This is a genomic window from Bacillota bacterium (assembly GCA_013177945.1).
Classification (GTDB): domain Bacteria; phylum Bacillota; class DSM-12270; order Thermacetogeniales; family Thermacetogeniaceae; genus Ch130.
In genome coordinates, this window is sequence record JABLXW010000001.1 from 149,082 (window position 1) to 174,616 (window position 25,535).

The 25,535-nt window shown below is 51.7% G+C and carries 28 protein-coding genes; 26 read left to right on the forward strand and 2 right to left on the reverse strand.

Translation table 11 applies throughout. The features are described 5' to 3' along the window. The first annotated feature begins 72 nt into the window (after window positions 1-72). Window positions 73-363 (forward strand): carbohydrate-binding protein, encoded by a 291-nt coding sequence (locus HPY58_00755; protein NPV28187.1) that lies wholly within the window; start codon window positions 73-75, stop codon window positions 361-363. A gap of 200 nt (window positions 364-563) precedes the next feature. Here HPY58_00755 and HPY58_00760 read toward each other — a convergent pair whose 3' ends face one another. Further along, the gene (locus HPY58_00760) at window positions 564-1,043 is read right to left on the reverse strand and encodes a bifunctional nuclease family protein (GenBank protein NPV28188.1); all 480 of its coding nucleotides are present in this window, start codon (window positions 1,041-1,043) and stop codon (window positions 564-566) included. A gap of 54 nt (window positions 1,044-1,097) precedes the next feature. Continuing rightward, window positions 1,098-2,645, reverse strand: a complete 1,548-nt coding sequence (locus HPY58_00765; protein ID NPV28189.1) for a YifB family Mg chelatase-like AAA ATPase — start codon at window positions 2,643-2,645, stop codon at window positions 1,098-1,100. Window positions 2,646-2,869: 224 nt separating this feature from the next. Here HPY58_00765 and HPY58_00770 point away from each other — a divergent pair, with 224 nt between their 5' ends. The 25 genes from HPY58_00770 (at window position 2,870) to HPY58_00890 (ending at window position 25,526) form a co-directional block, all read left to right on the forward strand. After that, a complete protein-coding gene (locus HPY58_00770; GenBank protein NPV28190.1) occupies window positions 2,870-3,691 on the forward strand; it encodes a Ku protein in 822 nt (273 codons plus the stop codon). 176 nt (window positions 3,692-3,867) lie between these two features. After that, entirely contained in the window at window positions 3,868-4,974 is a 1,107-nt protein-coding gene (dprA, locus tag HPY58_00775) for a DNA-protecting protein DprA (GenBank protein NPV28191.1), read from the forward strand. Further along, window positions 4,967-7,075 carry a type I DNA topoisomerase gene (gene topA, locus HPY58_00780; GenBank protein NPV28192.1) on the forward strand — a complete coding sequence of 703 codons (2,109 nt, stop codon included), beginning with the start codon at window positions 4,967-4,969 and terminating at the stop codon, window positions 7,073-7,075. Before dprA ends, topA begins: the two co-directional genes overlap by 8 nt. Continuing rightward, entirely contained in the window at window positions 7,075-8,382 is a 1,308-nt protein-coding gene (trmFO, locus tag HPY58_00785) for a methylenetetrahydrofolate--tRNA-(uracil(54)-C(5))-methyltransferase (FADH(2)-oxidizing) TrmFO (GenBank protein NPV28193.1), read from the forward strand. The genes topA and trmFO overlap by 1 nt, the downstream gene beginning before the upstream one ends. A 64-nt stretch (window positions 8,383-8,446) precedes the next feature. Then, the gene (locus HPY58_00790) at window positions 8,447-9,358 is read left to right on the forward strand and encodes a tyrosine recombinase XerC (GenBank protein NPV28194.1); all 912 of its coding nucleotides are present in this window, start codon (window positions 8,447-8,449) and stop codon (window positions 9,356-9,358) included. A 28-nt stretch (window positions 9,359-9,386) separates the two neighbouring features. Then, the gene (hslV, locus tag HPY58_00795; GenBank protein NPV28195.1) at window positions 9,387-9,917 is read left to right on the forward strand and encodes an ATP-dependent protease subunit HslV; all 531 of its coding nucleotides are present in this window, start codon (window positions 9,387-9,389) and stop codon (window positions 9,915-9,917) included. Window positions 9,918-9,929: 12 nt separating this feature from the next. Further along, window positions 9,930-11,330 carry an ATP-dependent protease ATPase subunit HslU gene (gene hslU, locus HPY58_00800; GenBank protein ID NPV28196.1) on the forward strand — a complete coding sequence of 467 codons (1,401 nt, stop codon included), beginning with the start codon at window positions 9,930-9,932 and terminating at the stop codon, window positions 11,328-11,330. Between the two features lie 17 nt (window positions 11,331-11,347). After that, on the forward strand, window positions 11,348-12,145 hold the full coding sequence (gene codY / locus HPY58_00805; GenBank protein NPV28197.1) for a GTP-sensing pleiotropic transcriptional regulator CodY: 798 nt from the start codon (window positions 11,348-11,350) through the stop codon (window positions 12,143-12,145). A gap of 253 nt (window positions 12,146-12,398) precedes the next feature. Beyond that, entirely contained in the window at window positions 12,399-12,803 is a 405-nt protein-coding gene (gene flgB / locus HPY58_00810) for a flagellar basal body rod protein FlgB (protein NPV28198.1), read from the forward strand. A 3-nt stretch (window positions 12,804-12,806) separates the two neighbouring features. Then, a complete protein-coding gene (flgC, locus tag HPY58_00815) occupies window positions 12,807-13,256 on the forward strand; it encodes a flagellar basal body rod protein FlgC (GenBank protein NPV28199.1) in 450 nt (149 codons plus the stop codon). 46 nt (window positions 13,257-13,302) lie between these two features. Beyond that, entirely contained in the window at window positions 13,303-13,614 is a 312-nt protein-coding gene (gene fliE / locus HPY58_00820; protein NPV28200.1) for a flagellar hook-basal body complex protein FliE, read from the forward strand. 21 nt (window positions 13,615-13,635) lie between these two features. Further along, window positions 13,636-15,177, forward strand: coding sequence for a flagellar M-ring protein FliF (gene fliF, locus HPY58_00825; GenBank protein NPV28201.1), 1,542 nt, complete (start codon window positions 13,636-13,638; stop codon window positions 15,175-15,177). 6 nt (window positions 15,178-15,183) lie between these two features. Next, a complete protein-coding gene (fliG, locus tag HPY58_00830; protein ID NPV28202.1) occupies window positions 15,184-16,185 on the forward strand; it encodes a flagellar motor switch protein FliG in 1,002 nt (333 codons plus the stop codon). Next, on the forward strand, window positions 16,178-16,960 hold the full coding sequence (locus HPY58_00835; protein ID NPV28203.1) for a hypothetical protein: 783 nt from the start codon (window positions 16,178-16,180) through the stop codon (window positions 16,958-16,960). Before fliG ends, HPY58_00835 begins: the two co-directional genes overlap by 8 nt. Window positions 16,961-16,976: 16 nt before the next feature. Continuing rightward, a complete protein-coding gene (gene fliI, locus HPY58_00840; GenBank protein ID NPV28204.1) occupies window positions 16,977-18,254 on the forward strand; it encodes a flagellar protein export ATPase FliI in 1,278 nt (425 codons plus the stop codon). 44 nt (window positions 18,255-18,298) lie between these two features. Then, the gene (locus tag HPY58_00845; GenBank protein ID NPV28205.1) at window positions 18,299-18,739 is read left to right on the forward strand and encodes a hypothetical protein; all 441 of its coding nucleotides are present in this window, start codon (window positions 18,299-18,301) and stop codon (window positions 18,737-18,739) included. A gap of 9 nt (window positions 18,740-18,748) precedes the next feature. After that, on the forward strand, window positions 18,749-19,306 hold the full coding sequence (locus tag HPY58_00850; protein ID NPV28206.1) for a hypothetical protein: 558 nt from the start codon (window positions 18,749-18,751) through the stop codon (window positions 19,304-19,306). A 657-nt stretch (window positions 19,307-19,963) separates the two neighbouring features. Beyond that, the gene (locus HPY58_00855) at window positions 19,964-20,806 is read left to right on the forward strand and encodes a hypothetical protein (protein ID NPV28207.1); all 843 of its coding nucleotides are present in this window, start codon (window positions 19,964-19,966) and stop codon (window positions 20,804-20,806) included. 44 nt (window positions 20,807-20,850) lie between these two features. Beyond that, window positions 20,851-21,291: a hypothetical protein gene (locus tag HPY58_00860; protein ID NPV28208.1), complete on the forward strand. Its 441-nt coding sequence runs from the start codon at window positions 20,851-20,853 to the stop codon at window positions 21,289-21,291. Next, window positions 21,292-21,660 (forward strand): flagellar protein, encoded by a 369-nt coding sequence (locus HPY58_00865; protein ID NPV28209.1) that lies wholly within the window; start codon window positions 21,292-21,294, stop codon window positions 21,658-21,660. Window positions 21,661-21,763: 103 nt separating this feature from the next. Then, window positions 21,764-23,029: a flagellar hook protein FlgE gene (locus HPY58_00870; GenBank protein ID NPV28210.1), complete on the forward strand. Its 1,266-nt coding sequence runs from the start codon at window positions 21,764-21,766 to the stop codon at window positions 23,027-23,029. Window positions 23,030-23,162: 133 nt separating this feature from the next. Continuing rightward, window positions 23,163-23,423 (forward strand): flagellar FlbD family protein, encoded by a 261-nt coding sequence (locus tag HPY58_00875; protein NPV28211.1) that lies wholly within the window; start codon window positions 23,163-23,165, stop codon window positions 23,421-23,423. Window positions 23,424-23,426: 3 nt separating this feature from the next. Further along, a complete protein-coding gene (locus HPY58_00880; protein NPV28212.1) occupies window positions 23,427-24,221 on the forward strand; it encodes a motility protein A in 795 nt (264 codons plus the stop codon). Next, on the forward strand, window positions 24,222-24,974 hold the full coding sequence (locus HPY58_00885; protein NPV28213.1) for an OmpA family protein: 753 nt from the start codon (window positions 24,222-24,224) through the stop codon (window positions 24,972-24,974). Window positions 24,975-25,016: 42 nt separating this feature from the next. Further along, window positions 25,017-25,526, forward strand: coding sequence for a hypothetical protein (locus HPY58_00890; protein NPV28214.1), 510 nt, complete (start codon window positions 25,017-25,019; stop codon window positions 25,524-25,526). Window positions 25,527-25,535: the final 9 nt, after the last annotated feature.

Consider the following 25,535-nt stretch of genomic DNA (forward strand, 5'->3'; position numbering starts at 1 on the left):
GCATAAAAAGCCCCTCCTGTTTTCATAATAAAAATAATAAATGAAAACAGGAGGGACTTGAAAGTGTACGATATGCATCCCGCATTCTCTATTTCACCGATTCCCAAGCGGGTCGGAGACAAAGTGAAAATCAGATACCACGGCATCCTTGCCCAGGCCGGGGCGGATCAGATCTGGCTTCACACCGGTTACGGAACGGGACCCTGGCAGAACATCTACGATTATAAAATGAGCAAAGCAGGAGATGAATGGGAGCATACCATCGAGATTACAAGAAGCGGTCGGTTCAACTTCTGTTTTAAAGACAGCGCCAACAACTGGGACAACAATAACGGCCTCAACTGGAGCTACCAGATTAGCTGAAATTAGCAGGGGTAAACGAGATGGGGAGAGAAATTTTTCTCTCCTCTTTTTAATTCCCTGTTTTTTATTCTCATTGTTTCAGATAATGCAAGGGAGCAATCAGGATCGTTCGCCAGGGGTTCCGTAACTTTAACGTTCCTGCCCGTCGGCAGCCAGGGTATGGGCCCGGCGATTTGAGTGTAAATTTCCGAAAGAGGTTTTTAATGCAGGGATTTCTTGTAATCATCGGGACTGATCAGCCCTAAAATACGCCTCACTTCTTCCTGCTGCTCTTCGTTTACCAGTTCTTCAATAGACAGGGTGTAACTGGCAACCTTCTCTGAAATATATAATTTGGCGCCTGTACGTAAAGCCAGGGCAATTGCGTCACTTGGACGGGAATCAACAATTACTTCTCCAGACATGGTTTGTAAATACATTTCTGCATAGTACGTACCATCCCGGATGTCGCTGATCACGACACGGCGTACAGATGCTCCTAAATGTTCACAAACCGACTTCATCAGATCGTGGGTCATGGGGCGGGGTGCTACAATTCCCTGGATGGCCATGGCTATTGCCTGCGCCTCAAAGGGTCCTACCCAGATGGGGAGGACGCGTTCCTCAGTCTGATCTACTAAAAGAACAACAGGACTCAGGGAAAGGTCAAAGGCGATCTCTTTTACCTGAACGGGAATCATGCGAGATACCTCCTTCCATGGGAAACATTTTTAAAACAATTTTTAAAATTAAGATCACCAGAGAGGTCGGTCAAAGCAACGGTACTGCACCGCTTCTGCAAGATGCAGGGGTTCAATCTCTTCGGATTCTGCCAGATCTGCAATGGTACGGGCAACCTTTAAGACGCGGTCGAGGGCGCGCATGCTGAGATTTAAATTTTGGAAAATCCTGGTGAGCAGTTGCCAGGATTCGCTTTTCAATTGACAAAACATTTTGATATGGCGGTTTTGCATCTCTGAATTATATCTAATTCCTTCATTTTGAAAGCGCCTCCGCTGCCTCCGGTGGGCGTTGAGCACCCTTTTTCTTATCTCAAAAGACGTTTCTCCTTTTGAACCCTTCTCAAGATCTTTCAGTTCCAAACGGGGAACTTCAACCTGGAGATCGATCCGGTCCAGAAGAGGTCCGGAAACCCGGTTGCGGTAGCGCTGGGCCTGATAGGGAGTGCACGTGCACTCCTTCTTGGGATCGCCCAGGAATCCGCAAGGGCAGGGGTTCATCGCAGCGACAAAAATAAAGTTGGCCGGATAAGTAAAAGAACCGGAGGCGCGGGCAATCGTGACCACCCTCTCTTCTAAAGGCTGACGCAGGGCCTCGAGAACATCCCGGTTGAATTCGGGCAATTCATCCAGAAAGAGAACTCCATGCGACGCCAGGCTAACTTCACCAGGGCGGGGCACTTTCCCTCCTCCGATAATGCTAACCGCCGATGCCGTGTGGTGCGGTGCCCGAAAGGGCCTCGTGAGGATGTAGGGGCTGTCCTTGGGAAGCAACCCCGCCACACTGTAAATTTTGGCAATTTCTAAATACTCATCCCAACTTAAAGGCGGCAAAATCGAGGGAAGGCGCCTTGCCAAAAGGGTTTTTCCTGTCCCAGGCGGCCCTACCAGAAGAATATTATGGCCACCTGCAGCAGCAATTTCAAGCGCCCGTTTCGCTTTTTCCTGTCCTTTTACGTCTGCAAAATCGGGATAGGTCTCAGATGCTGCTTTTTCGAGAATATGTTTTTTCTGGGCCTCGAGGTCTTGGGTACCTGTTTGAAGATCTCCTTCCCCCCGCAGAAAATAGATCACGTCTCTTAAATGACCACCACCGTAAACGGAAGCTCCCTCAACTAAAGAAGCCTCCCCCAGGTTACAGAGGGGAACGATTAAAGAGAACCCTGCTTTGTTCCTGACAATGTCCCCCGCCATCAGGAGGATCCCGGGAACGGAGCAGATTGTTCCGTCAAGGGATAACTCGCCCACAAAAACCAGGCGGCCAAGCTGGTTCTGGGGAATTTGCTCTGTGGCAGCCAGGATCCCGACGGCGATTGGAAGGTCAAAAAGGGAACCTTCCTTTCTCAAGTCAGCCGGCGCGAGATTAACCGTAATCCTTTTCAAGGGAAACTCGAGACCCGTATTTCTGATCGCTCCCCGGACCCTCTCCGTGGACTCCCGGACTGCAGGGTCCGGGAGCCCTACAATGTTAAATGAAGGCAAACCAGGGGAAACATCCACCTCAACCCTTACGAGGTAAGTTTCCATTCCTAAACAGCAGCAACTGTTTACGATGGCCAGCACCGGTCGGTTTCCCTCGCTTGATTTTTTCCCCTGAATCTTTTTATCTTTTTTTCTCAATTAATGTATATCTATTCGGTGCCGGGCCTTCTGTTTCCTGCTCCCGGTTCATTTTTTATTCCTGCAGGGATCATTCCCGTCTTCCTGTGCCTTTTCAGTCTCCCCTGTATGTTCGTCTTTTTTCGGGGTCAGAATATATGATAAATGCAGACAGGAGGGTGGGAAGGATGCGCCCCTTATGGCGTGGTTCAATAAGTTTCGGACTGGTAAACATCCCGGTAAAATTGTATGCAGCAATCGAAGATCGCAATTTTAAATTTCGTTTTCTTCACAAGAAGTGCCATACCCCTTTAATCTACGAACGAAGATGTCCCACCTGTGAAGTCCCGGTTCCCCTTGAAGAAATCGAAAGGGGATATGAATACGAAAAAGGAAGGTTTGTTATTATTGAGGATGAACTTCTCGCCGCACCGGGCAAGCCTCTGCACAGCATCGAGATCCTTGACTTCGTGAATCTGGCGGAGATCGATCCCATCTTCTTTGCGAAGCCGTACTATCTTGCGCCCGGCGAGGGGGGAGAAAAAGCGTATTTTCTGCTGCGCCAGGCAATGCAGGATACAAAACGGATTGCCATCGCCAAGGCGAGGTTGCGAAACAGAGAATCTCTTGTAGCGCTGAGAGTTTACCGGAACTGCCTGCTGATGGCTCTGATGTACTATTCCGATGAAATTCGTTCCCTTGAGGAAATTCCAGAACTTGAAAAAAAGGTGGACCTGCATGAAAACGAAATCAAGATGGCAACCAGTTTGATCGGAAACCTTGCAGGCAAGTTCCAGCCTGAAAAATATGAAGATGAATACCGGAAATCGCTAAAGCGCATAATCAATTCAAAAATTACGGGAGAAGAAATCACGATCGCGCCTGCTGCTCCGGCTCCAAAAGTTGTGGATCTTATCGAGGCCCTTCGGGCAAGCATTGATATGACAAAAGAAAGAAAGGAAGGAAAAAAGGAGCGAGGTAAAACTCGAAAAAAAACTGCCATTTCCTGAAGAGAACCGCGCGCCAGCAACAAGAGATTTTTCAGCACGGTCATGATTGCGTATAATAAGTACTTACAAAAACAGGCTTAACGGCATCCAAAAAAATAAAAGGTAAGGGAAGGATTATCCATTCTTAATTTCGAAAAATTAAAAAAACTAAAAGTATAAAAAGGGAGAGGTTGAGGTTGGAAGAGCGTCTTTGCTGGGCGGCGCTGCAGGCAGCACTGGATTTGAGCGCCCGCAATTTACTTCACCTTTACCGTTGCTTTCCCTCAGGAGAAGCCCTTTTGAATGCCGGTGAAGAAGAACTCAAACAGGTGCCCAACCTTTCCCGGCATCTGGTAGAAAAGATTATTGAGCGCCGACGCCACATCAACCTCGAAAAAACCGCAGAGGAACTGCTTAAAAAAGAAATCAAGCTGATCCTGCTGGGAGATCTTGAATACCCCTCTTACCTGGCCGAAATTCCAGATCCCCCGGTAGTCCTTTACTACCAAGGAAAACTTCCGCCCAGAGCGCTGCCCTTACTTGCCATCGTGGGCGCACGCCGTGCTACCCCCTACGGGCTGGCGGTGGCAAAAAAACTTGCGCAGGAGCTTGCTGAAGCAGGCTGGGGAATCGTAAGCGGAATGGCGCGTGGCATTGATGCTGCAGCCCACTCAGGAGCGCTTGCAGGAAACGGCTATACGCTGGCGATTCTAGGTTGTGGTGTAGACGTCTGCTACCCCCGGGAAAATCAAAAATTAAAAGAACAAATTCTAGCAACCGGCTGCATCCTAAGCGAATTTCCGCCTGGCACTGCTCCCCAACCGCATTACTTTCCGGTGCGCAACCGGCTCGTCAGCGGGTGTTCTCTGGGAACACTGGTAGTAGAAGCAGGGGACAAAAGTGGGGCCCTAATTACCGCAGGGTTCGCGCTGGAACAGGGGCGAGACGTTTTCGCGGTGCCGGGTCCCGTCACGAGCACCCGCAGCAAAGGCACCCACAGTTTAATCAAACAGGGAGCAAAACTGGTGGAAACCGTTGAGGATATTCTCGTAGAATTTCCTTATCTTAATTTTCCAAAACAGCAAACAAAGGAGGCGCCCCGAAAGGCAGCGGAGCTTACACCTGAAGAAGCCGGTTTGTTAAAATTCTTAAGCCTGGAACCGGTTCACATCGACCAGCTGGCCAGGTTGACGCGTCTATCTGTTTCCGTGGTGAGCGGACTCCTGACGTTGCTGGAGATAAAAGGGCTCGTGAAACAAATGCCCGGGCATTTTTTTGTGAGCACCAGTTTTCCGGATGATTGAGTTGCAGAAATGGAGGGAGAAGAAATTGTCGAAGGTGCTGGTAATCGTAGAATCTCCCGCAAAGGCACGAAGCATCACAAAGCTTTTGGGGCGTAAATACCTTGTTAAAGCCTCCCTTGGGCACATCAGGGATTTACCCAAGAGTCAGTTCGGTGTGGATGTTGAAAATGATTTTGCACCTAAATACATCACAATCCGGGGCAAGGGGGAAATTATCAGGGAGTTGCGCGAGGCTGCCCGAAAAGCAGAGCGGGTTCTGCTCGGCCCCGACCCTGATCGGGAAGGAGAGGCAATTGCGTGGCACCTGCAAAAAATCCTGGAACTGCCTCCGGATCTCCCCTGCCGGATTGAATTTCACGAGATCACCAAAAGGGCTCTGGAGCAGGCAGTCAAACATCCTCAATTGATCAACCAGCGCCGCGTCGATGCTCAGCAGGCAAGGCGAATCCTTGACCGGCTCGTAGGATACAATTTGAGTCCTTTGCTCTGGCGCAAGATCCGGAGCGGCCTCAGCGCCGGCCGGGTACAATCCGTGGCCGTCCGCCTGATCTGCGAAAGAGAAGAAGAAATTAGAAATTTCCAGCCCGAAGAGTACTGGACGCTGACAGCCCGCTTGAAATCGAATCAAGCCTCTTTCGAAGCAAAGCTATTCGGGAGAGGGGAGGAGAAAATCCACCTGGCGCGGGAAGAAGACGTTAATAAAGTGCTCCAGGAATTAAACGGTGCCCCTTTCATCGTTCACAAGATCACAAAAAGAGAGCGAAAACGAAACCCTCTCCCGCCTTTTACAACAAGCACCCTGCAACAGGAAGCAAGCAGGAAGCTTAATTTTCCAGTACGTAAAACGATGCTGATTGCCCAGCAACTGTACGAGGGTCTGGATCTGGGAAAAGAGGGGACGGTGGGCCTGATCACTTACATGCGCACCGATTCCACAAAGCTTTCTCAGGAGGCAGTAGAATCGGCGCGTGCGTTTATTAAAAACACTTTTGGAACCGATTACGTTCCGGAAAAGCCCCCCCAGTTCAAAAAAACCGGGAGGGCGCAGGAAGCCCACGAAGCGATTCGTCCCACGGTTGCCGGGCGCCGTCCCGATGATGTAAAAAGTTTTCTTAACCGGGATCAGTATAAGCTGTATAAACTGATCTGGGAAAGATTTATTGCAAGCCAGATGAGCCCGGCGCTTTACGAAGCTACCACCGTGGAGATCAGGGCAGATTGCTATGTTTTTCGGGCAACCGGCACGGTCCTCCGCTTCCCGGGTTTTATGCAGGTTTATGCTGAAAACGAGGAAGCCGAGACCATCCTGCCCCCGCTTGTTGAAGGTGAAACCCTGGAACTCGAAGCGCTGCTTCCCAAACAGCACTTTACCCAGCCGCCTCCCCGCTACACCGAAGCGACCCTGGTGAAAGCACTGGAGGAAAACGGGATAGGCAGGCCAAGCACCTATGCCCCAATTATTGAGACAATCCAAAGCCGGGGCTATGTTGTCAAAGAAGAAAGAAACCTTTATCCGACTGAACTGGGTTTTATTGTTGTGCTTCTTTTGAAGGAGTACTTTCCAGAAATTATTGATGTTGAATTTACCGCTCAAATGGAGGAAAAGCTTGATCTGATCGAGGAAGGAAAGATGGCATGGCAAGAGGTAATCAAAGACTTTTACGGGCCTTTTAAGAAAAACCTGGAACAGGCCGAAAAAGAAATTGGAACAATTGAGGTAGAAGAAGAAAGGAGTGAGGAGAGGTGTCCCAAGTGCGGGAGGTATCTGCTGATCAAACAGGGGAGGTACGGAAAATTTCTGGCCTGCCCGGGTTTTCCCGAGTGCCGCTACACGCAGCAGTATTATGAAGAGGCAGGCGTTCCCTGCCCCCGCTGCGGCGGGAAAATAGTAGCAAGAAAAACGCGGCGCGGGAGAAAGTTTTACGGATGCATTAATTACCCTGATTGCGATTTTACCACCTGGGACGAACCTGCTTCCAGGCAGTGCCCCCAATGCAACCACTTTCTGGTTTACCGGGGAAAGAATAAAAAGCTTGCCTGTCCTGTTTGCGGAATCTCATACGATGAGATCAGTTTACCTGAAGCAACCGGGGTGAAATAATGGCTTCAATAACGGTCATCGGAGGAGGTCTGGCAGGGTGCGAGGCAGCCTGGCAGGCCGGACAGCGAGGAATCCAGGTAAACCTTTTTGAAATGCGTCCGGTCCGGCAAACACCCGCCCATCACACAGGTCTGCTGGCAGAGCTTGTGTGCAGCAACTCACTTCGCTCCAACTCCCTGGAAAATGCTGTAGGCTTGCTGAAAGAAGAAATGCGGCGTGCCGGCTCCCTTATTATGGAGTGCGCCGAAAAAACCGCTGTGCCTGCAGGGGGAGCGCTGGCCGTAGACCGCACCGAATTCGCGCATGCCGTGACCGACGCAATTTTGAGTCACCCCCGGATCACGCTAATCAGGGAGGAGGTTGAGGAAATTCCTCTTTCCCGGCCTCTGGTCATCGCAACCGGTCCTTTGACCTCCGAATCTTTCAGCGAGAGCCTCGCACGCCTGACCGGAGAAAACCACCTCTTTTTTTACGATGCTGCAGCCCCCATTGTAACTCAGGAGTCTCTGAACATGGATAAGCTGTTTCCGGCCTCACGCTACGGAAAAGGGGAGGGTGTTTATTTAAACGCCCCCATGACCGAAGAGGAATACGACCGCTTCTGGCGCGCCCTTGTTGCGGCAGAGGTTCACGAGCCCAAGGCTTTTGAAAAAAACTGCTTCTTTGAAGGATGTCTGCCGATTGAAGTCATGGCAAGACGCGGGCGCGACACCCTCCGCTTTGGCCCCTTGAAACCGGCGGGATTAATCGACCCGCGAACCGGACAAAAACCCTTTGCGGTTGTCCAGCTGCGCCAGGACAACCGGGCGGGAACACTTTACAACCTGGTTGGCTTCCAAACCCAACTGAAATTGAGGGAACAGAAGCGTGTTTTCCGGCTTATTCCCGGCCTGGAAAAGGCAGAATTTGTGCGTTATGGGGTTATGCACAGGAATACCTTTATCAACAGTCCCAGGCTTCTCCAGCCGACCCTTCAAATGAGGTCGCATCTCGATATCTTCTGTGCAGGGCAACTGACAGGGGTCGAAGGGTATGTCGAATCCGCTGCAAGTGGATTTATTGCCGGTGTCAACAGCGCGCGTCTTGCCCAGAGTAAAGAACCCCTGACCCCTCCTCCCGAATCGGCGCATGGTGCTCTGTGCTGGTATGTAGCCACCTCAACAAGTCCTAATTTTCAACCGATGAACATCAATTTCGGCATCTTTCCTCCCCTGCCGAAGCGAATCCCACGCCGCGCCAGAACTCACGTCCTTGTTCAAAGAGCGCTCTCCGCCTGGACTAAATTCTTAGAAGATTTAGACAAATAGACTTGTCGAAATTCGTATTCTATGCTAGCATGTGTTTATAAGTTAGGAGGAAGGCTTGTGAGATATGGACCCTTTCCAGGAACTGAAAAATAACTTTAATGATTATCTGAGAAATCAGAAAAACTTGAGCGAAAAATCGGTGATCAATTATCTGTCTGATCTGGATCATTTTTTTGATTTTCTAAAAATTTCAAAAATAACAGAACCCGCCCGGGTAGATCAGAGAACCATTCGCCATTACCTGTCCAGGCTGTATGAAGCCGGCTACGCCCGCGCTACCGTGGCCCGCAGGCTTGCCTGCTTGCGTACCTTTTTTAAATATCTTTCAGAACAAAAAATCATCGAAACAAGTCCTCTGGCTCTCATTCGCGCCCCTAAAAAAACCAGGCGCCTGCCCCAGTTTCTTTATTCTCACGAAATAAACACCCTCTTCTCTTCGCTTGAACAGGAAAATATCCTGGATCTGCGGGACCGTGCTCTCCTGGAGCTGCTTTACGGTTCAGGGCTGAGGATAGGTGAAGTCGTTCAGATTAACATCGGTGATTTGGATTTTTCTCTGCGTTCTCTCTTAGTAAAAGGAAAGGGAAAGAGGGAGCGGGTTGTACCTTTTGGATCCTATGCTGCGGAGGCCCTCAAAACCTATTTAACCAGAGCAAGGCCGCTCATCACGGGAGAGCTGCAACCCCCCTGCTCTGATCCCCTCTTTGTCAACTGGAGGGGAAAGCGTTTAAGCACGCGGGGTGTATACGGAATTGTTTCAAAGCACTTAAGGCGGCTCGATCCGACCCGGAATTTGACACCCCATGCCCTGCGCCACACCTTTGCCACACACCTTTTGGAGGGGGGAGCCGACCTCCGTTCCGTTCAGGAACTCCTGGGACACCAGAGGCTTTCCAGCACTCAAATTTATACACATGTCTCAGGAGAGCGGATTAAAGCTGCATATGAAAGAGCTCACCCGAGGGCGAAAGCTTGAAAAGGATGAGGGGAGGGTTACCAACCAGTTGTTTTCCGGAACGACGATTATTGCAGTCAAACGGGGGAACCAGGTAGCAATAGGGGGGGATGGGCAGGTTACGCTGGGAAACAATACCATTATGAAAGAACGTGCGTGCAAAATTAGAAAACTTTACAACAATCAGGTTTTAGCGGGGTTCGCCGGTTCTGTTGCCGATTCTTTAACCCTTTTCGATAAATTTGAACAAAAACTCCAGGAGTACCGGGGCAATCTCCTGCGGGCAGCAGTGGAGCTGGCGCGGGATTGGCGCCTCGACCGCTTTCTGCGGCGTCTGGAAGCCCTGCTGGTGGTTGCCGACCTGGAACACCTTTTAATCATTTCGGGCAACGGAGAAGTTATCGAGCCCGACGACGGGATTGCTGCGGCCGGTTCAGGCGCACCCTATGCTTTGGCCGCGGCGCGGGCGCTTCTCCGCCATACCTCCCTGGAGGCTCCCGAAATCGTTCGTTCGGCGCTGGAAATCGCAGCCTCGATTTGTGTTTACACAAACAACTTTGTAACCATAGAAAAGATATAGGAGAGAATGGGAATGGAAGAGCTGACTCCGCAAAAAATTGTTGCCGAGCTGGACCGGTATATTGTCGGTCAGGAAGAAGCCAAGAAAGCCGTTGCGGTTGCCCTGAGAAACAGATACCGGAGGCGCCGGCTCCCTCCGGAACTCCGAGACGAAATTGTTCCGAAGAATATCATCATGATCGGACCGACCGGAATTGGAAAAACGGAAATCGCACGGCGTCTGGCAAAGCTGGTAAACGCCCCCTTTATCAAGGTAGAGGCCACCAAATTTACAGAAGTCGGGTATGTAGGGCGCGACGTCGAGTCGATGGTCCGGGATCTGGTCGAGGTCTCCATTCGCATGGTCAAAAACGAAAAACTTGCTGAAGTCGCGGAAAAGGCTGAAAAATTAGCAGAAGAAAGGATTCTGGACATCCTGCTTCCTCCCCGCCGGCAAAAGCAGGCACCCAAAAACCCCTTTGAGCTTTTATTCGGAGAATTCGAAAAGGTGCAGGGAGAAGAAGATCGGGAAGAAGAAAAAGCAAGCAGGTCCCAGCGGCGCCGGCAGTTCGCGGAAAAACTGCGAAGCGGAGAGCTTGAAGATAGATACATAGAAATAGAAGTGGAAGAGAGAACCCCCCAGATGCTGGAGGTCTTTTCCGCCGGGGGAATGGAAGAAATGGGAATCAATCTCCAGGATATGCTGGGGAATATTTTACCCAAGAAGAAGAGGAAGCGCCGTGTAGCTATCAGGGAGGCGCGCCGGATTCTGGCCCAGGAAGAGGCCCAAAAGCTGATAGACATGGATGAAGTGATTGCGGAGGCAATCGAACGCGCCGAACAGACAGGTATCATTTTCCTGGACGAAATTGACAAGATCGCCGGTCGCGAAACAAACTACGGACCTGATGTCTCGCGCGGCGGAGTGCAACGGGACATTTTACCGATCGTGGAGGGTTCCACGGTAATGACGAAGTACGGCCCGGTAAAAACAGATTACATTTTGTTTATTGCCGCAGGAGCTTTCCACTTCACCAAGCCCTCCGACCTCATACCTGAACTTCAGGGCAGATTTCCCATCAGAGTTGAACTTAAACCCCTGACAAAGGAGGATTTTCTGCGAATTTTAACAGAGCCCCACAACTCTCTGATCCGGCAGTACACCGAGCTTTTACGCACCGAAGGCCTCGAAATTGAATTCACTCCTGAGGCGCTGGCAGAAATCGCAGAAATAGCCTATCTTGTTAACGCCCGAACAGAGAACATTGGAGCGCGGCGGCTCCATACTGTGCTGGAAAAGGTGCTTGAGGAAGTTTCTTTCCGGGCACCCGAAATCTCCCAAAAGGAGAAAAAAATAACCATTGACAAAAACTATGTTTCGGCGCGTCTTGCCGAGATCATCAAAGATGATGATTTAAGCAGATACATACTCTAACGGAGAGGGGATGAGACATGCAAGCCCTGTTGGAAAAAACCCGTTCTCTCAGCAAATTAATCCAAAAGGCGGCAGGCAATCCGGTGGATTTTGCGGCAATGGCTCAGGCTCTCAGCGAAAACATCGGGGTAAATATTTATCTGGTCGGGCGGCGGGGGAAGATTCTGGGGTACAGCTTTCTGGAGGGCTTCGCCTGCGAAATTATGACAGATATTATTCTGCACAGCGAGGGTTTTCCCGAAAGTTATAACCAGGAACTTCTTCTCATCACCGAGACGAAGGCAAATGTTTCCCAGCAAGCCAATAGCTGTTTCTTTCACCCCTCTGAAAAATGCCCTTTAAGCAACAAAAAAATGACTATCATTCCTATCTTCGGAGGGGGAGAACGCCTGGGAAGCTTGATCCTGACAAAGATCGGGTCTGATTTGGGGCCAGCCGAACTGGTTCTGGCCGAATACGGCGCCACCGTTGTCGGAATGGAAATCATGCGGATTAAAACCGAGCGGATAGAGGCAGATACGAGAAAAAAGGCCGCCGTTCAGATCGCTTTAGGAACTCTTTCCTTTTCGGAAATGGAGGCTGCAGAACACATCTTTTTTGAACTGGGAGGCCCCGAAGGTTTGCTTGTTGCGAGCAGAATTGCAGACCGGGTAGGAATCACGCGCTCCGTAATCGTGAACGCCTTGCGCAAGCTGGAAAGCGCCGGGGTGATTGAGGCAAAGTCCCTGGGGATGAAGGGGACTTACATCCGAATTCTCAACGAGAATCTCCTGGACGAACTGAAAAAGATCAGGTGGAACAAAAAGATCCGCTAACTGCCGTAGGTCTTTAGTACTAAAAAGTTAGGAAAAACGTAACATACCAAAAGGTCCTGAAGCAGTGGTAAATTGGGGATAGAAAAAACTGACCACTGCTTCATTTTTTTGTCGAAAAAGAAGGATTTTGGAAGGCAACCTCGAAACTATTAGTTAAAATTAGCAAGGCTGGAGGCCTGCTGTCGTTTTATATGGCAGAATGCCCCTGTTCAGCTAGTATCTTACATGGGAGGGAAGAAGAGTGTGGCAGCAACTGGGAGCCCCGCTGATCCCGCTTTTGGAACGGGCGCTCGACTGCACCTGGCTGCGCCAGCAAGTGATTGCCAGCAATATTGCAAATGTTGATACACCTTACTATAAACGCCAGGAGGTAAGTTTCGAGGAGAAACTAAAGGAAATACTGCAGAGCGCGCCAACCCTGCCGCTATCGAAAACAAATCCCCGCCACCTGGGAGGAAAGCCAGGCCTGGAAGAGGTTCAACCTGTCATTACCCGTTCACGCCAGGCGAGCTGGCGGAATGACGGAAACAACGTGGATATTGAAGCAGAAATGGCACAGCAGGCAGCAAATCTCCTGAACTACAACCTTCTTACCCGGCTGGTGACAGAGCACTTTGGAATGCTGCGAATCGCGATCACTGAAGGGAGGTACCGGTAGGCCATGGGTCTTTACACCGGAATCGAAATAAGCGGAAGTGGTTTGACGGCGCAGCGCCTGCGCCTGGATGTGATTGCAAACAACATTGCCAATGCGGAAACCACCAGATCAGGCCAGGTCGACGCTGAAGGTCGCCCGCTTCCCTACCGGCGGCAGAGAGTGATCTTTGAGGCCCGGGTTCCTGCCTTTGCCTCCATCTTGAAGGAGTTCGAAGCTGCAATTCAGGGCGTAAGGGTAAAGGCAATTGAAACCGACCCCCGACCCTTTCCTCTTGTTTACAATCCCGACCATCCGGATGCAGATGAGCGGGGCTACGTCCGGATGCCCAATGTGAACATCGTTGAAGAAATGGTAGACCTCATCAGTGCAAGCAGAGCCTACGAGGCAAACGTAACAGCACTTAATGCAACAAAGGAAATGAGCATGCGGGCGCTGGAAATCGGGCGGAGTTAAGTTAAAATTAAGTTAATAAAGCAGACCTTCTGGAGGAGGAGATCCAATGCAGGAGCCTCTTTTGGGGACGGTACTGTATCCAACAAGAGAAACCTTGTTCGGGAACCAGAACAACAGAGGAGAAAAAGAGGCGCCCGGGATCCCGTTTAAGGAGATTTTCACGCGCGCCTGGCAGGAGGCAAACGCCCTTCAGAAAGAAGCAGAACAAAAGGCGATGGAGGCGGCCCTGGGAGAAGCCAAAAGCTTTCACGAGGTAATCATCGCAACAGAAAAGGCTGTGCTTGCTTTGCAGCTCCTCACCCAGATTCAAAACAAATTAATTGATGCATACCACGAAATTATGCGTCTCCAAGTTTAGCTTCTGGGATTGATCGAATTTATGCAAGTCTGGCTGAAGCAGAAGGAAGCCATTCTCAACTTCTGGAACAAGTTAACACTTAACCAAAAGGTTCTCTTTGGAGCAGGTGTATTGCTAATTGCGACCATTTCTGTCTTTCTTATCACCCAGGCGGGCAAGCCCGACTTTGTGCCGCTCTATACAAACCTTGATCCTCAGGATGCTGCTGCAATTACCGAGTATCTGAAGGAGAAAAAAATTCCTTACCAATTGAGCAACGAAGGAAGCACTGTTCTCGTTCCTGCATCCCAAAAGTACCAGCTCCGCCTTGACCTTGCCGGTGAAGGGCTGCCAAAGGGCGGAGGTGTTGGTTTTGAAATTTTCAACCAGACCCGCTTTGGAGAAACAGAAAGCGAGCGCAGAATTAAATACCTGGTTGCCCTGCAGGGAGAACTGGAGCGAACGATTCGCAAACTGGAAGCTGTTGAAGACGTGCGGATTCACATTGTAATTCCTGAACCCTCTCTCTTCACTGAAAAGGAAAAGGATGCCACTGCCGCTGTACTACTAAAATTAAAACCGGGCCGCCGTTTGCAGAACAACCAGATTGCCGGGATTGTGCACCTTGTTTCAAGCGGAGTTGAAGGCTTGAAACCGGAAAACGTTACAGTTGTGGATACCCAGGGGAACATCCTTTCTGAGGAGCTCGACGCCACCCAGGAAACGCCCCAGACAACCAGGCTGACAGCCAGCCAGATCCAGGTTGAGCGGGATTTCGAGAAGCAACTGGAAAAGTCGATTCAATCAATGCTGGAAAGGATTGTTGGCCAAGGGAAAGCCGTTGTCCGCGCCAACGCGGTCCTTGATTTCGATCGGGTTGAGATCCGCAGGGAGGACTTTGGAGATAAGACGGTAAGAAGCCAGCAGACAAAGGAGGAAACTTCTTCCTCGGAGAACCTCACTCCTGAGGGTGAACCTGGCCCCGGCGGGAACATCCCGCTATATACCCAACCGGAGGGGCAGGGGAGAAGCCAGTACCAAAAAACAGAAAAAACCACAAACTACGAAGTTGACAAGCAGGAAGAATACCGGGTAGTTGCTCCCGGCCAGATCAAGCAGCTATCTGTCTCTGTTGTTGTGGATGGACAACTTGATTTGCAACAGCAGCAGGAGATCGAAGAACTGGTTACCGCAGCTGCGGGAATCCGCCCCGAAAGGGGAGACAACCTTACTGTAACCAGCATGCCCTTCAACACAGCGTGGGCGCGCCAGCTCGAAAAAGAGATGGCAGCAACAAGGCGGCGCCAGCAGCTTGTTACATACGGAATAACTGCAGGGGCTCTGCTGGGGGCTTTGATCCTCCTGGGATGGGTTCTCCGCCGGCGCCGTCCCGAGGCGGAAATCGATTACCTTGCCGGTCCGCGGATGACCGTGGAAGAAGCCCTGGCCGCACAGGAGCCGGAACTGACGGAGGAGGAAAGGGAAAGGGCCAGGATCTTCGAACAAATTCACCGGCTTGTCCGCCAAAACCCAAAGGAGGCTGCCCAGCTTCTCAAAACCTGGTTAACTGAAGAGTCGAGGTGAGAGTGCATGAAAGCCTTAACAGGAAAGCAGAAGGCCGCAATTCTTCTCATCTCGTTGGGACCAGAGCTTTCATCCCAAATCTTTAAATACCTGCAGGAAGAAGAAATCGAACAGCTCACCCTGGAAATTGCCAACATCAGAAAAGTGCCGCCAGAAAAGCGGGATGAAGTTTATCAGGAGTTTTACCAGATGTGTGTTGCGAACGAGTACATCAGTCAGGGGGGCATAGACTACGCACGTGAACTCTTAGAAAAGGCCCTGGGCCCCCAAAAAGCATCAGAAATTATCGGGCGCCTTACGGCCTCCCTTCAGGTCCGCCCCTTCGACTTTATCAGGAAGGCAGATCCGGGTCAACTCCTCAACTTTATTCAGGGCGAACACCCGCAAACCATTGCTTTGATTATGGCTTACCTGGAACCGGATCAGGCAGCCTCTGTCCTCTCGGCGCTCCCCGCAGACCAGCAAAGCGAAGTGGCCCGGAGGGTGGCGTTGATGGATCGCACCTCCCCGGAGATTTTAAAAGAGGTCGAAAAGGTCCTGGAGCGCAAGCTGTCATCTGTGGTAACCCAGGACTACACGAGTGCCGGGGGCGTAAAGGCGCTTGTCGAGGTCCTGAACCGGGTCGACCGGAGCACGGAGAAAACTATCATCGAAGCCCTCGAGGTTCAGGATCCAGAACTTGCTGAAGAAGTTAAAAAGCTGATGTTCGTTTTTGAGGACATTGTCCAGCTGGATGACCGCTCGGTCCAGCTGGTCCTGCGGGAGGTTGATTCCCATGACCTGGCGCTGGCCCTGAAGGGAGCAGGAGAAGAAGTGATGAACAAGATCGAGCGCAATATTTCAAAACGGGCAGCCCAGATGCTGAAAGAGGACATTGAATATATGGGACCGGTGCGGCTCCGGGATGTAGAAGAGGCCCAGCAAAGAATTGTATCAATTATCCGGAAGCTGGAAGAGCAGGGGCAGATCATCATCACCCGGGGAGGGAGGGAGGAAATTATTGTTTAGGCTGTCCAAAGTAATCAAGGCAACCAATCTTGTGGTAACCCTTCCCAGGCTGATTGAGTGGGAACAGAAATGTGGGGAAAAAGAAAAGAGAGGTCCAGAGCTTGAGATCCCGGACCCTGAAGCCTTTAATGCCGAAGCTGCCGAGGCCATCATTGCGGAAACGGAGGAAATGGTCCACCAGCTTTTAAACGAAGCCAGAGTCCAGGCAGAAAAAATCATTTCCGACGCCAAAGCAGAGGCCCAGGCGATCCTGCGGGAAGCCCGCGAAAAGATCGACGGCCTGAAGAAGGAGGCCGAAAAAACCGGATACGAGGCAGGTTTTACCGCGGGACGGCAGGCTCTTGCGGAGGAGTGGGAAAAATTCAATGCCTTTAAAGAGTCGGAAAGGGCTGCCCTTGAGGAGGAAAGACGCCGCTTAATCCAGCAAGCTGAACCAGAACTGATCCAGCTTGCCGTAAACATAGCAAGGCAGATCATTCACGCCGAACTCAAGCTTGCTCCCGATCAGATAGCCTCGATTGCAAGGGCAACCCTGGCCAAGGCCCTGGCAGATGGAGATGTTACCCTGAAGGTTCACTCCAGCGATTATGAGTACATCGGGGATCTTCTGGAAAAAAATGGGCAGAACAGGGCGGTGGTCAGGGTAGAGATTGACAACTCAATCGAAAACGGGGGCTGTCTTGCGGAAACGCCCTACGGAGTCGTTGACGGCACCGTTGAAGGGCAGCTGCAGGCGGCGCTGTCGGACCTCCTGGAGGTAAGCCAGGGTGGTTAGCCTCAAAAGATACATTATGCGGAGTGAAGAACTTGATCCTATTAAATACCACGGCAGGATCGTTCAGATTATCGGGCTTACGATCGAAGCCCTGGGCCCCCGGGGAAATGTGGGGGAACTCTGCTACATCACGACACCCGAGGGGAGAATTAAAGCAGAGATCGTGGGCTTCCGGGGGCAGCACACAATCCTCATGCCGCTCGGAGAAATGACCGGGATCGGACCTGGTTGCGAAGTCGTGGCAACGGGAGAGGTTTTTAAAATCGGGGTGGGCCCGGGGCTTATCGGGCGTGTGCTGGACGGTCTTGGAAGGCCCCTGGACGGGCGGGGACCCGTCTCCTTTGCGGACTGGTACCCCGTCACTGCCGAGGCGCGCAACCCCCTGGAAAGAAGGCGGATCCGCGAAGTTCTGCCTTTAGGAATCAAAGCAATTGACGGGCTCCTCACATGCGGGAAAGGGCAGCGGATCGGAATTTTTGCCGGGAGCGGAGTAGGGAAAAGCATCCTTCTGGGAATGGCCGCCCGCAACACGACGGCAGATGTCAACGTAATTGCCCTCATCGGCGAGCGCGGCCGGGAGGTCAGGGAATTCATCGAAAGGGATCTGGGGGATGAGGGGTTGGCCCGTTCAGTGGTTGTTGCTGCAACCGCGGATCAGCCCGCACTCGTCCGGCTGAAGGGAGCCTTGCTGGCGACGGCAATTGCAGAGTATTTCCGGGACCAGGGGAGGGACGTGCTTTTGATGATGGATTCTGTAACCCGCTTTGCGATGGCCCAGCGTGAAGTGGGTCTTGCAATCGGAGAGCCCCCGGCAACAAGGGGCTATACCCCTTCCGTCTTCGCCCTCCTGCCCAAGCTCCTGGAAAGGGCGGGCACCTCTTTAAAAGGGACGATCACCGGGCTTTACGCGGTTTTGGTGGATGGAGACGACCTGAACGAGCCGATTACCGACGCCGTGCGCGGCACCCTGGACGGGCACATCATTCTCTCGCGGGAGCTGGCCGCCCAGAACCACTACCCTGCGATCGATGTTCTAAATTCCGTAAGCAGAGTAATGATCGATCTCGTCCCTTCAGAACATTTAGAAAAAGCTGCACGGTTAAGAAGCATTCTCGCAACTTACCAGGAGGCAAAGGATCTTATCGAAATCGGCGCCTATCAAAGGGGCTCCAACCCCAAAATCGACGAAGCAATCCAGATGATCGAAAAATGCCGGACCTTTCTGCAGCAAGGCATCTGGGAGAAATACAGCTTTGAAGCAACGCAAGAGCTGCTCTTTCGCTTGTTTTCATAGGTTTTGACACCTGCGAAGTCTTTCCAGAGGGGAATAAAGGAACCTTGAGGCGGTTTCGTTTTCGCTTTCAAAACTTTCTCAACTTAAAGGCACAGCAGGAAGAGATAGCCCGCCTGAAGCTTGGCCGGGCCCAGGCGGAGTACCAGAGAGAAGCGGAAATTCTGGCCGGGATCCAAAACGAGCTGAAGGAACTGCTGGAACGAAACCGGGAGGCGCGGCGCGGCCTGATTGAACTTGAGCTGCTTACCCTTGGCGAGGGGTATACACAGTTCCAAAAGGAAAAGAAAGAACAGCAGGCCCTGGTGGTCGCCGAAGCGAGGTGTAAATTGCTGCAGCAGCAGCAGGAATTCCTCGACCTGCGCAAAGAGAAAAGGATTCTGGAGCGCCTCCGGGAGCGGCTCTGGGCATCTTACTACGAGGACTTTCTCCGCGAGGAACAAAAGCACCTGGATGAAGCAGGAACAATCCGTTTCTTGAAAGCCTAGGAGGGAAAAATGGCGCGACCATTCCCTGTATCCTGGAAACTTTTTGCCGCCTGTTTGATTGTGATAGCCGGCGGGGGAATTGTAGCCGCCTCCACCACGGGCTGGATCGATCTTAAAGACTGGGCGGCAAAGGTGCCATTCTTAGACCGGTGGATTTCAAGAGAAACGGTGGGCAAAAAAGAACCCGTTTCCCTGGCGGAAGAAAATAAGCGGCTCAAGTCTCGGGTTGCTGAACTCGAAAGAGAAGTCAAAGAGTTGCAGGAGCGGGAAAGGGCTTTACGAGAGATTCAAAAGGACCTTGAAAAAACTCTTGCCCTGCAAAAGGAGGGGCTTGCCCAAAAACAGGCAAAAAAGGAGAGTTACCGCGCCCTTGCAGCTTATTACGCAGACATGAAACCGGCAGCTGCGGTGGCGATCCTGAACAACCTCGATCCCGAAGTGGCAGCAGAAATTCTCCAGGCGATGGACAAAGAACAGGCAGGGCAGATTCTGGCCGCAATGGAACCGGCGCGGGCAGCCGAACTGCTGAAAGTAATCGCAAGCAGTGCAGCCCAGGCCGGTGCCTGAAAACAGCTTCAAGGAAAGGAGGTGAATCTATTGGCAATCGAGACCCCATCTGTGCTCCTCCCGCCGGTTAACTCAGCATCTGTGTTTTTAACAGATGGAGGTTCCCCTGATCCTGCAGGCTCTCCCTTTCTCAACCTGCTTCTTGTCCTCATCGCGCAGCAGGGTATTCAAGGGGGAACCGGGAACTCGTCCGGCCTGCCCGGAAATTCGGTTCAGATTGCACCAAATCGAAGCGCTTTTCTTTCAGAAGCTGCTACATTCCAAACACCGGAGGATGAGAAACCGGAAAATGTCGAGGGGGAAATTCCCGGTTTCGGTCCGGAGTGGGGGGCCGTCCTCGCTTCTTGCCTCCAGCTGCCGCAATTCTCCCAAGCAGTTCTGCCCCAGGGGCATCCCCTGTTGTCCGTCAAAGGGGAACCTGTGATTTCTGTAAAATTAAACCAGGCGTTTCTGCTCCAGGACGGCACCTCCTCCACCGGCGGTCCGGTGCTGAGAGCTGCACCGCGATCTGGTTTCAACCCGGAATCCGCCTGGTTTCCGGGAACGGAAACGGACCCAGGAGAAGCAGGGCACGGCAGTTCAAGCACCGGCATCTCCCAATCAGTTAATCATAAACTGTCCGAAGCAAGCAAAGCAGCTTTTAGCGCACTTTCAGAAATGAAACCAGGAAATCTTCTGGAAAAAAGCCCGCCCGCTTCTTCAGAAGAACAGGGGCTGCCTCTTTCTGCCCGGAAAGTTGCAGCTGAACCGGTTGAACAGGCGGTTCAAGCTAAGGCCTTCCGGCCAGAACCCGGGAGCCTCTCATTCCATGCTGCAGGGGAGGATGCCGGAAACCGGAAAGCCAAACCTCTATCACCGGTTTTCTGCGAAACTTTCTTTGAAGAAGGGATGGGACAACAGGCTTCCAAAAAGGACGGCACAACGAGCGTGCCGGAGGCAAAAGCCCTCTTGAACCGGGATAATTCACTCCAGGATATTTTCCGGACCGCGCCGGCCCTTCGGGAAGCACAGTTTAACTTCCACCTCCAGCCAGAGCCTGGCAACAGCAAGCCTGGCAAACCGGAAGGAATCATGAAACAGATCGTGGAACAGGTTGTGGAAAGGGCCCACCTGGCCGTTGGGAAGGAAGCAACCACCCTCAAGATCCACCTTAAGCCGGAATTTCTCGGGAAACTGGACCTGGTGATCAGTTTGGAAAAGGGGGTTCTCCAGGCCCGTTTCCTGGCGGAAAACCCTGCTGTAGCCAACCTGATCGAAACACGCCTTCCCGAACTGCGGCAGTCTCTCGAACAGCATGGCATTTCCTGGCAGCAGGTAAGCGTCGCCGTGGACAGCCAGACAAACTTCCAGGGATTTTCCCAAACCCATCAGGAGGCCCAGACACCTCAGCACAATCTTCCTTGCGCCGGCGCACTTGAAGATGTCTCAGCCAGGGGTGAGAACGGCAAGGCGGAGAGTGCTTCCCGGGGAGCGCCGGGATTGGTTGATTACCTCGTCTAAATGAAAAGGTGCTGGATTTTCTCATACGGCAAGGAGGTGAAAATATGGCTGCTGTAAATGCAATTTCTGCGCTGTCCCAACAACCTGCATCGGAAACAAACCAGGTGCTCGGGAAAGAAGATTTCTTGAAACTGCTGATCAGCCAGCTCCGGCACCAGGACCCTCTGGAGCCGGTGAAGAACACGGAATTCATCGCCCAGATGGCCCAGTTAACCTCACTTGAGCAGCTGCAGGGCTTAAACAAAAATTTGAGTTACCTGGCTTACCTTCAGGAACTCTCTTGGGAGAAGGAAGTCCTCCTTTTTGCTGCAAACATGCTGGGAAAAGAAGTAGAAGCAAAAAATCCAGAAACAGGAGAACTATTCGGGGGTCAGGTGCGGGGCTATTACCTCAAAGCAGGAGAAATCTGGCTGATGCTGCCGGAAAAAGAAATCCCCATTTCGTGGGTTTACCGGGTTGGACTTCCTCAAGGTGGTGGGTCATAGGTGACGGAAAGGGTTTATTTTCCGCAACCGCTCCTGCCGCCGGCGCCAGAGCAGGGAAAGGAGGCCCAAAGAGAAGTCAAGCAATCCGCTTCCTTTGCGGAGATTCTCGCCCAGAAAACACTGAAGTTTTCCCGCCACGCCCAGGAGCGGATTGCGAAAAGGGAGATCTCTTTAAGCCCGGACCACCTGCAGCGCATCCATGCCGCAGTGGAAAAGGCAGCCGCAAAGGGAGCACGCGACTCGCTGATCCTGGTAGACAACTTCGCCTTTGTGGTCAGCATCAAGAACCGCACGGTGATCACCGCTCTTGATGAAAAAAGTTTGCGTGGAAACGTTTTCACAAACATCGACAGCGCCGTGATTATCTGAACGCCAATTATTCTTGGGGAAAAGGGCCGGACCTCATGAGAGGGGGCCCGGGTTTACCGAAAGACCGAAGTAAACCACCCCGAAAAAGGAGGTTAGATTTAAAATGATGCGTTCCCTGTTTTCCGCTGTTTCTGGCTTGAAAACTCACCAGCAGCGGATGGATGTAATCGGCAACAACATCGCCAATGTAAACACCCCCGGTTTCAAAAAGAGCCGGGTTACCTTCCAGGACATGCTCAACCAGACCATCAGGGGGGCAAGCCGCCCTGTCGACAACGGGCGCGGAGGTACAAACCCGATCCAGATCGGACTTGGGGTCACCATGGGAAGCATTGACACCATCATGACCAGCGCCAGCCTCCAGGAAACAGGAAAAATGACCGATCTGGGAATCGACGGCGAAGGCTTCTTTATCCTCGCCGAAAAAGAAGCCGGTAGAGAGTTCTATACCAGGGTCGGCTCGTTCGACTTCGACAGCAACGGCAACCTCGTCAGCAACCTGAACGGGATGCACGTCCTGGGCTGGCTTGCCGATACTACAGGGAGAATTAACTCAGAACAAGATCCCGTAATCTTGAAAATTAATTTAAATGAAACGGAGCCAGCAAAAGCCACAGAAAATATAGTTTTTGCTGGCAACCTTGATTCTCGTCTTGCGATTAATGACACTGTAACAGTTCGCCAAACTGTCTACGATTCCCTGGGCAACACTTATACAGCTGTGATAGAATTTACAAACACTGGAGGCGGAAATTGGACTTGCAAATTAATTAATATGCTTAACTCTGCAGGAAATAGTATCGCACCGCCTGGGACATATCAAGGGGAAGGTACTGTTTCGTTCAATAATGAGGGTAAATGGCAAAGTTATTCAGAAACTAACCCCTTTAAGTTTGATCCTGACGGAACCGGGTATTTAGCAGAAGTCAACATCACTCCTGATTTTTCGAAAATGACGCAGTACGCTGCGGAGACCACGGCCACGGTGCAGTCTCAGGACGGGTACCCCTCGGGAGTGCTTGAGAGCCTGACCATAGACCAGTCTGGAACAATTGTGGGGGTATTTTCCAATGGGACCACAAGGGCGCTTGCCCAGGTGGCTTTGAGGCGCTTCACCAACCCGGCAGGGCTTCTGAAAGCAGGAAATTCCCTTTTCATCGAATCCAGCAACTCAGGAAAAATAGACCCGGCGCCACCCGGTACAAGTGGTTATGGGACAATCAAGCCCGGGTCGCTGGAGATGTCGAACGTGGATCTCTCCTCGGAGTTCACGGACCTGATTGTCACGCAGCGGGGGTTTCAGGCGAACTCCCGGGTGATCACGGCATCTGACGAGATGCTGCAGGAACTGGTTAATCTGAAGCGTTAAGGTGGCTTTAATGGACTGGCGTTCCTTTTTCGTGCGCCTACTTTTCCCGGCCAGCACCCGAAGGGAGCGGACGCGCCCGCGCCGGCGCAGTCCGCTCCCCCGGGTAGGGACGGGGGCAGGAGTGAGAAGCAGGGTGATTAAAGTAACCCGTTTGAACGGGGAGGAGTTTTACGTTAATTCGGATTTGATCGAGTTCATCGAAAAGACCCCTGACACCGTTTTGACCCTCACCACAGGAAGAAAAATCGTGGTGAAGGAAGACATACCTGAAATCATCAAGAGAATCACGGTTTTTCGGGGGACCCTCGTCCGCGCATCTTTAAATTTAGAAGAAAATGCAGAACCGGAAGTGGATGGAAAGCAAGAACTGGAGAAAGATCAAGACGAGGTGTAGGAAATGGATTTCGCAACCGCGCTTGGCCTCTTATCAGGTTTGTTCCTTCTTTTCTGGGCAATAAAAATGGGTGGATCAATTGGGACCTTCTGGGATCTTCCCTCGATCATGATCGTAATCGGGGGAACCCTGGCAAGCACTTTAATCAACTACCCCCTACCAAAGGTGATTGGGGTCGCGAGGGTTCTGAAGAACGCCTTTTTTACCAAGGTTAAGGACCCTACCGAAATAATCCGAATCCTGGTTGGCTTCGCCGAAAAGGCAAGACGGGAGGGGCTGCTGGCGCTTGAGGCCGAGGCGGAAACGGTGGATGACAGGTTTCTCCAGAAAGGAATTCAGCTTGTCGTGGACGGGACGGATCCGGAACTCGTGCGGAGCATTCTGGAGACAGATCTTACTTTCCTGGAAGAGCGCCATAAAGCGGGCCAGGCCATTTTTGAAACAATGGGCCTTCTTGCTCCGGCCTTCGGAATGATCGGAACCCTCATAGGTTTAATTCAGATGCTGGGAGTGCTCGATAAACCCGAACAAATCGGTCCGGGAATGGCCACTGCGCTGATTACAACCTTCTACGGGGCGCTGCTGGCAAATCTGATCTTTAACCCGATTGCCGGCAAATTGAGGGTGCGAACCAGTGAAGAGGTGCTTTTACGGGAAGTGATGATCGAAGGAATTCTTTCCATCCAGGCCGGGGAAAACCCCCGGATTGTTGAAGAAAAGATGAAGGTTTTCCTGGCCCCGCGTTTGCGAGAGAACATTCACTACGCCCGGGAAATACGTTCAACAGGGGGTCTTTAAATGAGGGCAAACCGGAGGAGAGGAGATCCCCCCAGGGTCGGGTCCCCATACTGGATGCTCACCTACGGAGATATGGTGACCCTACTTCTTGCCTTCTTTGTGGCTCTTTACGCCTTTTCTGTCATCGATGTAGAGCGTTTCCAGGCAGCCCTGCTCTCGATCCGGGGGTCCCTCGGCTTCTTCGAGGGCCAGACCGGGGTGCTCCCGAAAGGGCAGAGCCTGGAAGAACAGCTTCTGGCCGACGCCCAGCTGCGCGAAGTAAAAGAAGGGGCAGAACAGTTCCTGCAAAACCAGAGCTTTCAGGGGAAAGTAAAGCTGGTTTTGGATGAAAGGGGTTTGATTTTAAGGTTTCAGGAAACGGTTCTCTTCGATCCCGGAAAAGCAATTTTAAAACCAGAAGCAAAGAGGGCGCTGACAGTTGTTGCAGCCTTTCTCAAGCAGATTCCGAACCAGGTACGGATCGAAGGCCACACCTGCGATCTTCCCATCAAAACGCCCTCATATCCTTCAAACTGGGAGCTTTCCACAGCAAGGGCAACAACGGTAATTCAATATCTTATTTCCCTGGGCGTTCCGGGAGAACGCCTCTCCGCTGTAGGTTATGGCGAGTACCGCCCGGTTGTTCCCAATACCAGCGAAGAGAACAGGAGACAAAACCGGCGGGTAGATATTTTAATCCTGAAACAAGAACTGGGAAAAAAGGAGCCGGCTCCCCTGAATCAGAAACCGGGGGAACGGCAAAGTGCCGGATAACACGGATGATCCGGGAGAAAGTTTCGCAAGGGAGGTCGCTCTATGGCTCAAGAGGCAACAGGGGAACAGGGAAACCAGAGCAGGGCCCAACGGGGAATTTATCTGGATCAAAGGCTTCTTATGCTGGGGTTTGGAGCAATTATAGTCTGTGCTTTAGTGGCATTTCTCGTATTCTATCTGGCCATGAAGCACAACACCGGAAACCCTGGGGGAACCGGCTCTTCAGATCAAGCAAAAAACGAACTTTCTGCGATCGGCCCGCTTTTTGAGGCCGGAGAATTCACCACCAACCTTGCCCAGGGAGGAGAAAAGAAGTTCGTTAAAGTTAAAGTAGTATTTGAATTAAGTCAGCAATCTCTGGCAGAAGAGGTCAAACAGAAGCTCCCAGTTTTGCAAGACCGCATTCTCTTGTTTCTCAACAGCAAAACCAGTGAGGACCTGAGCGCCGAGAATCGCCCCCATTTTAAAGATGAACTGCTGGCAGACCTTAACCGGTACTTAAGCGGAGGCAAAATCATGAACCTTTACTTCTCGGATCTGGTAATGCAGTAGACTTTTTCG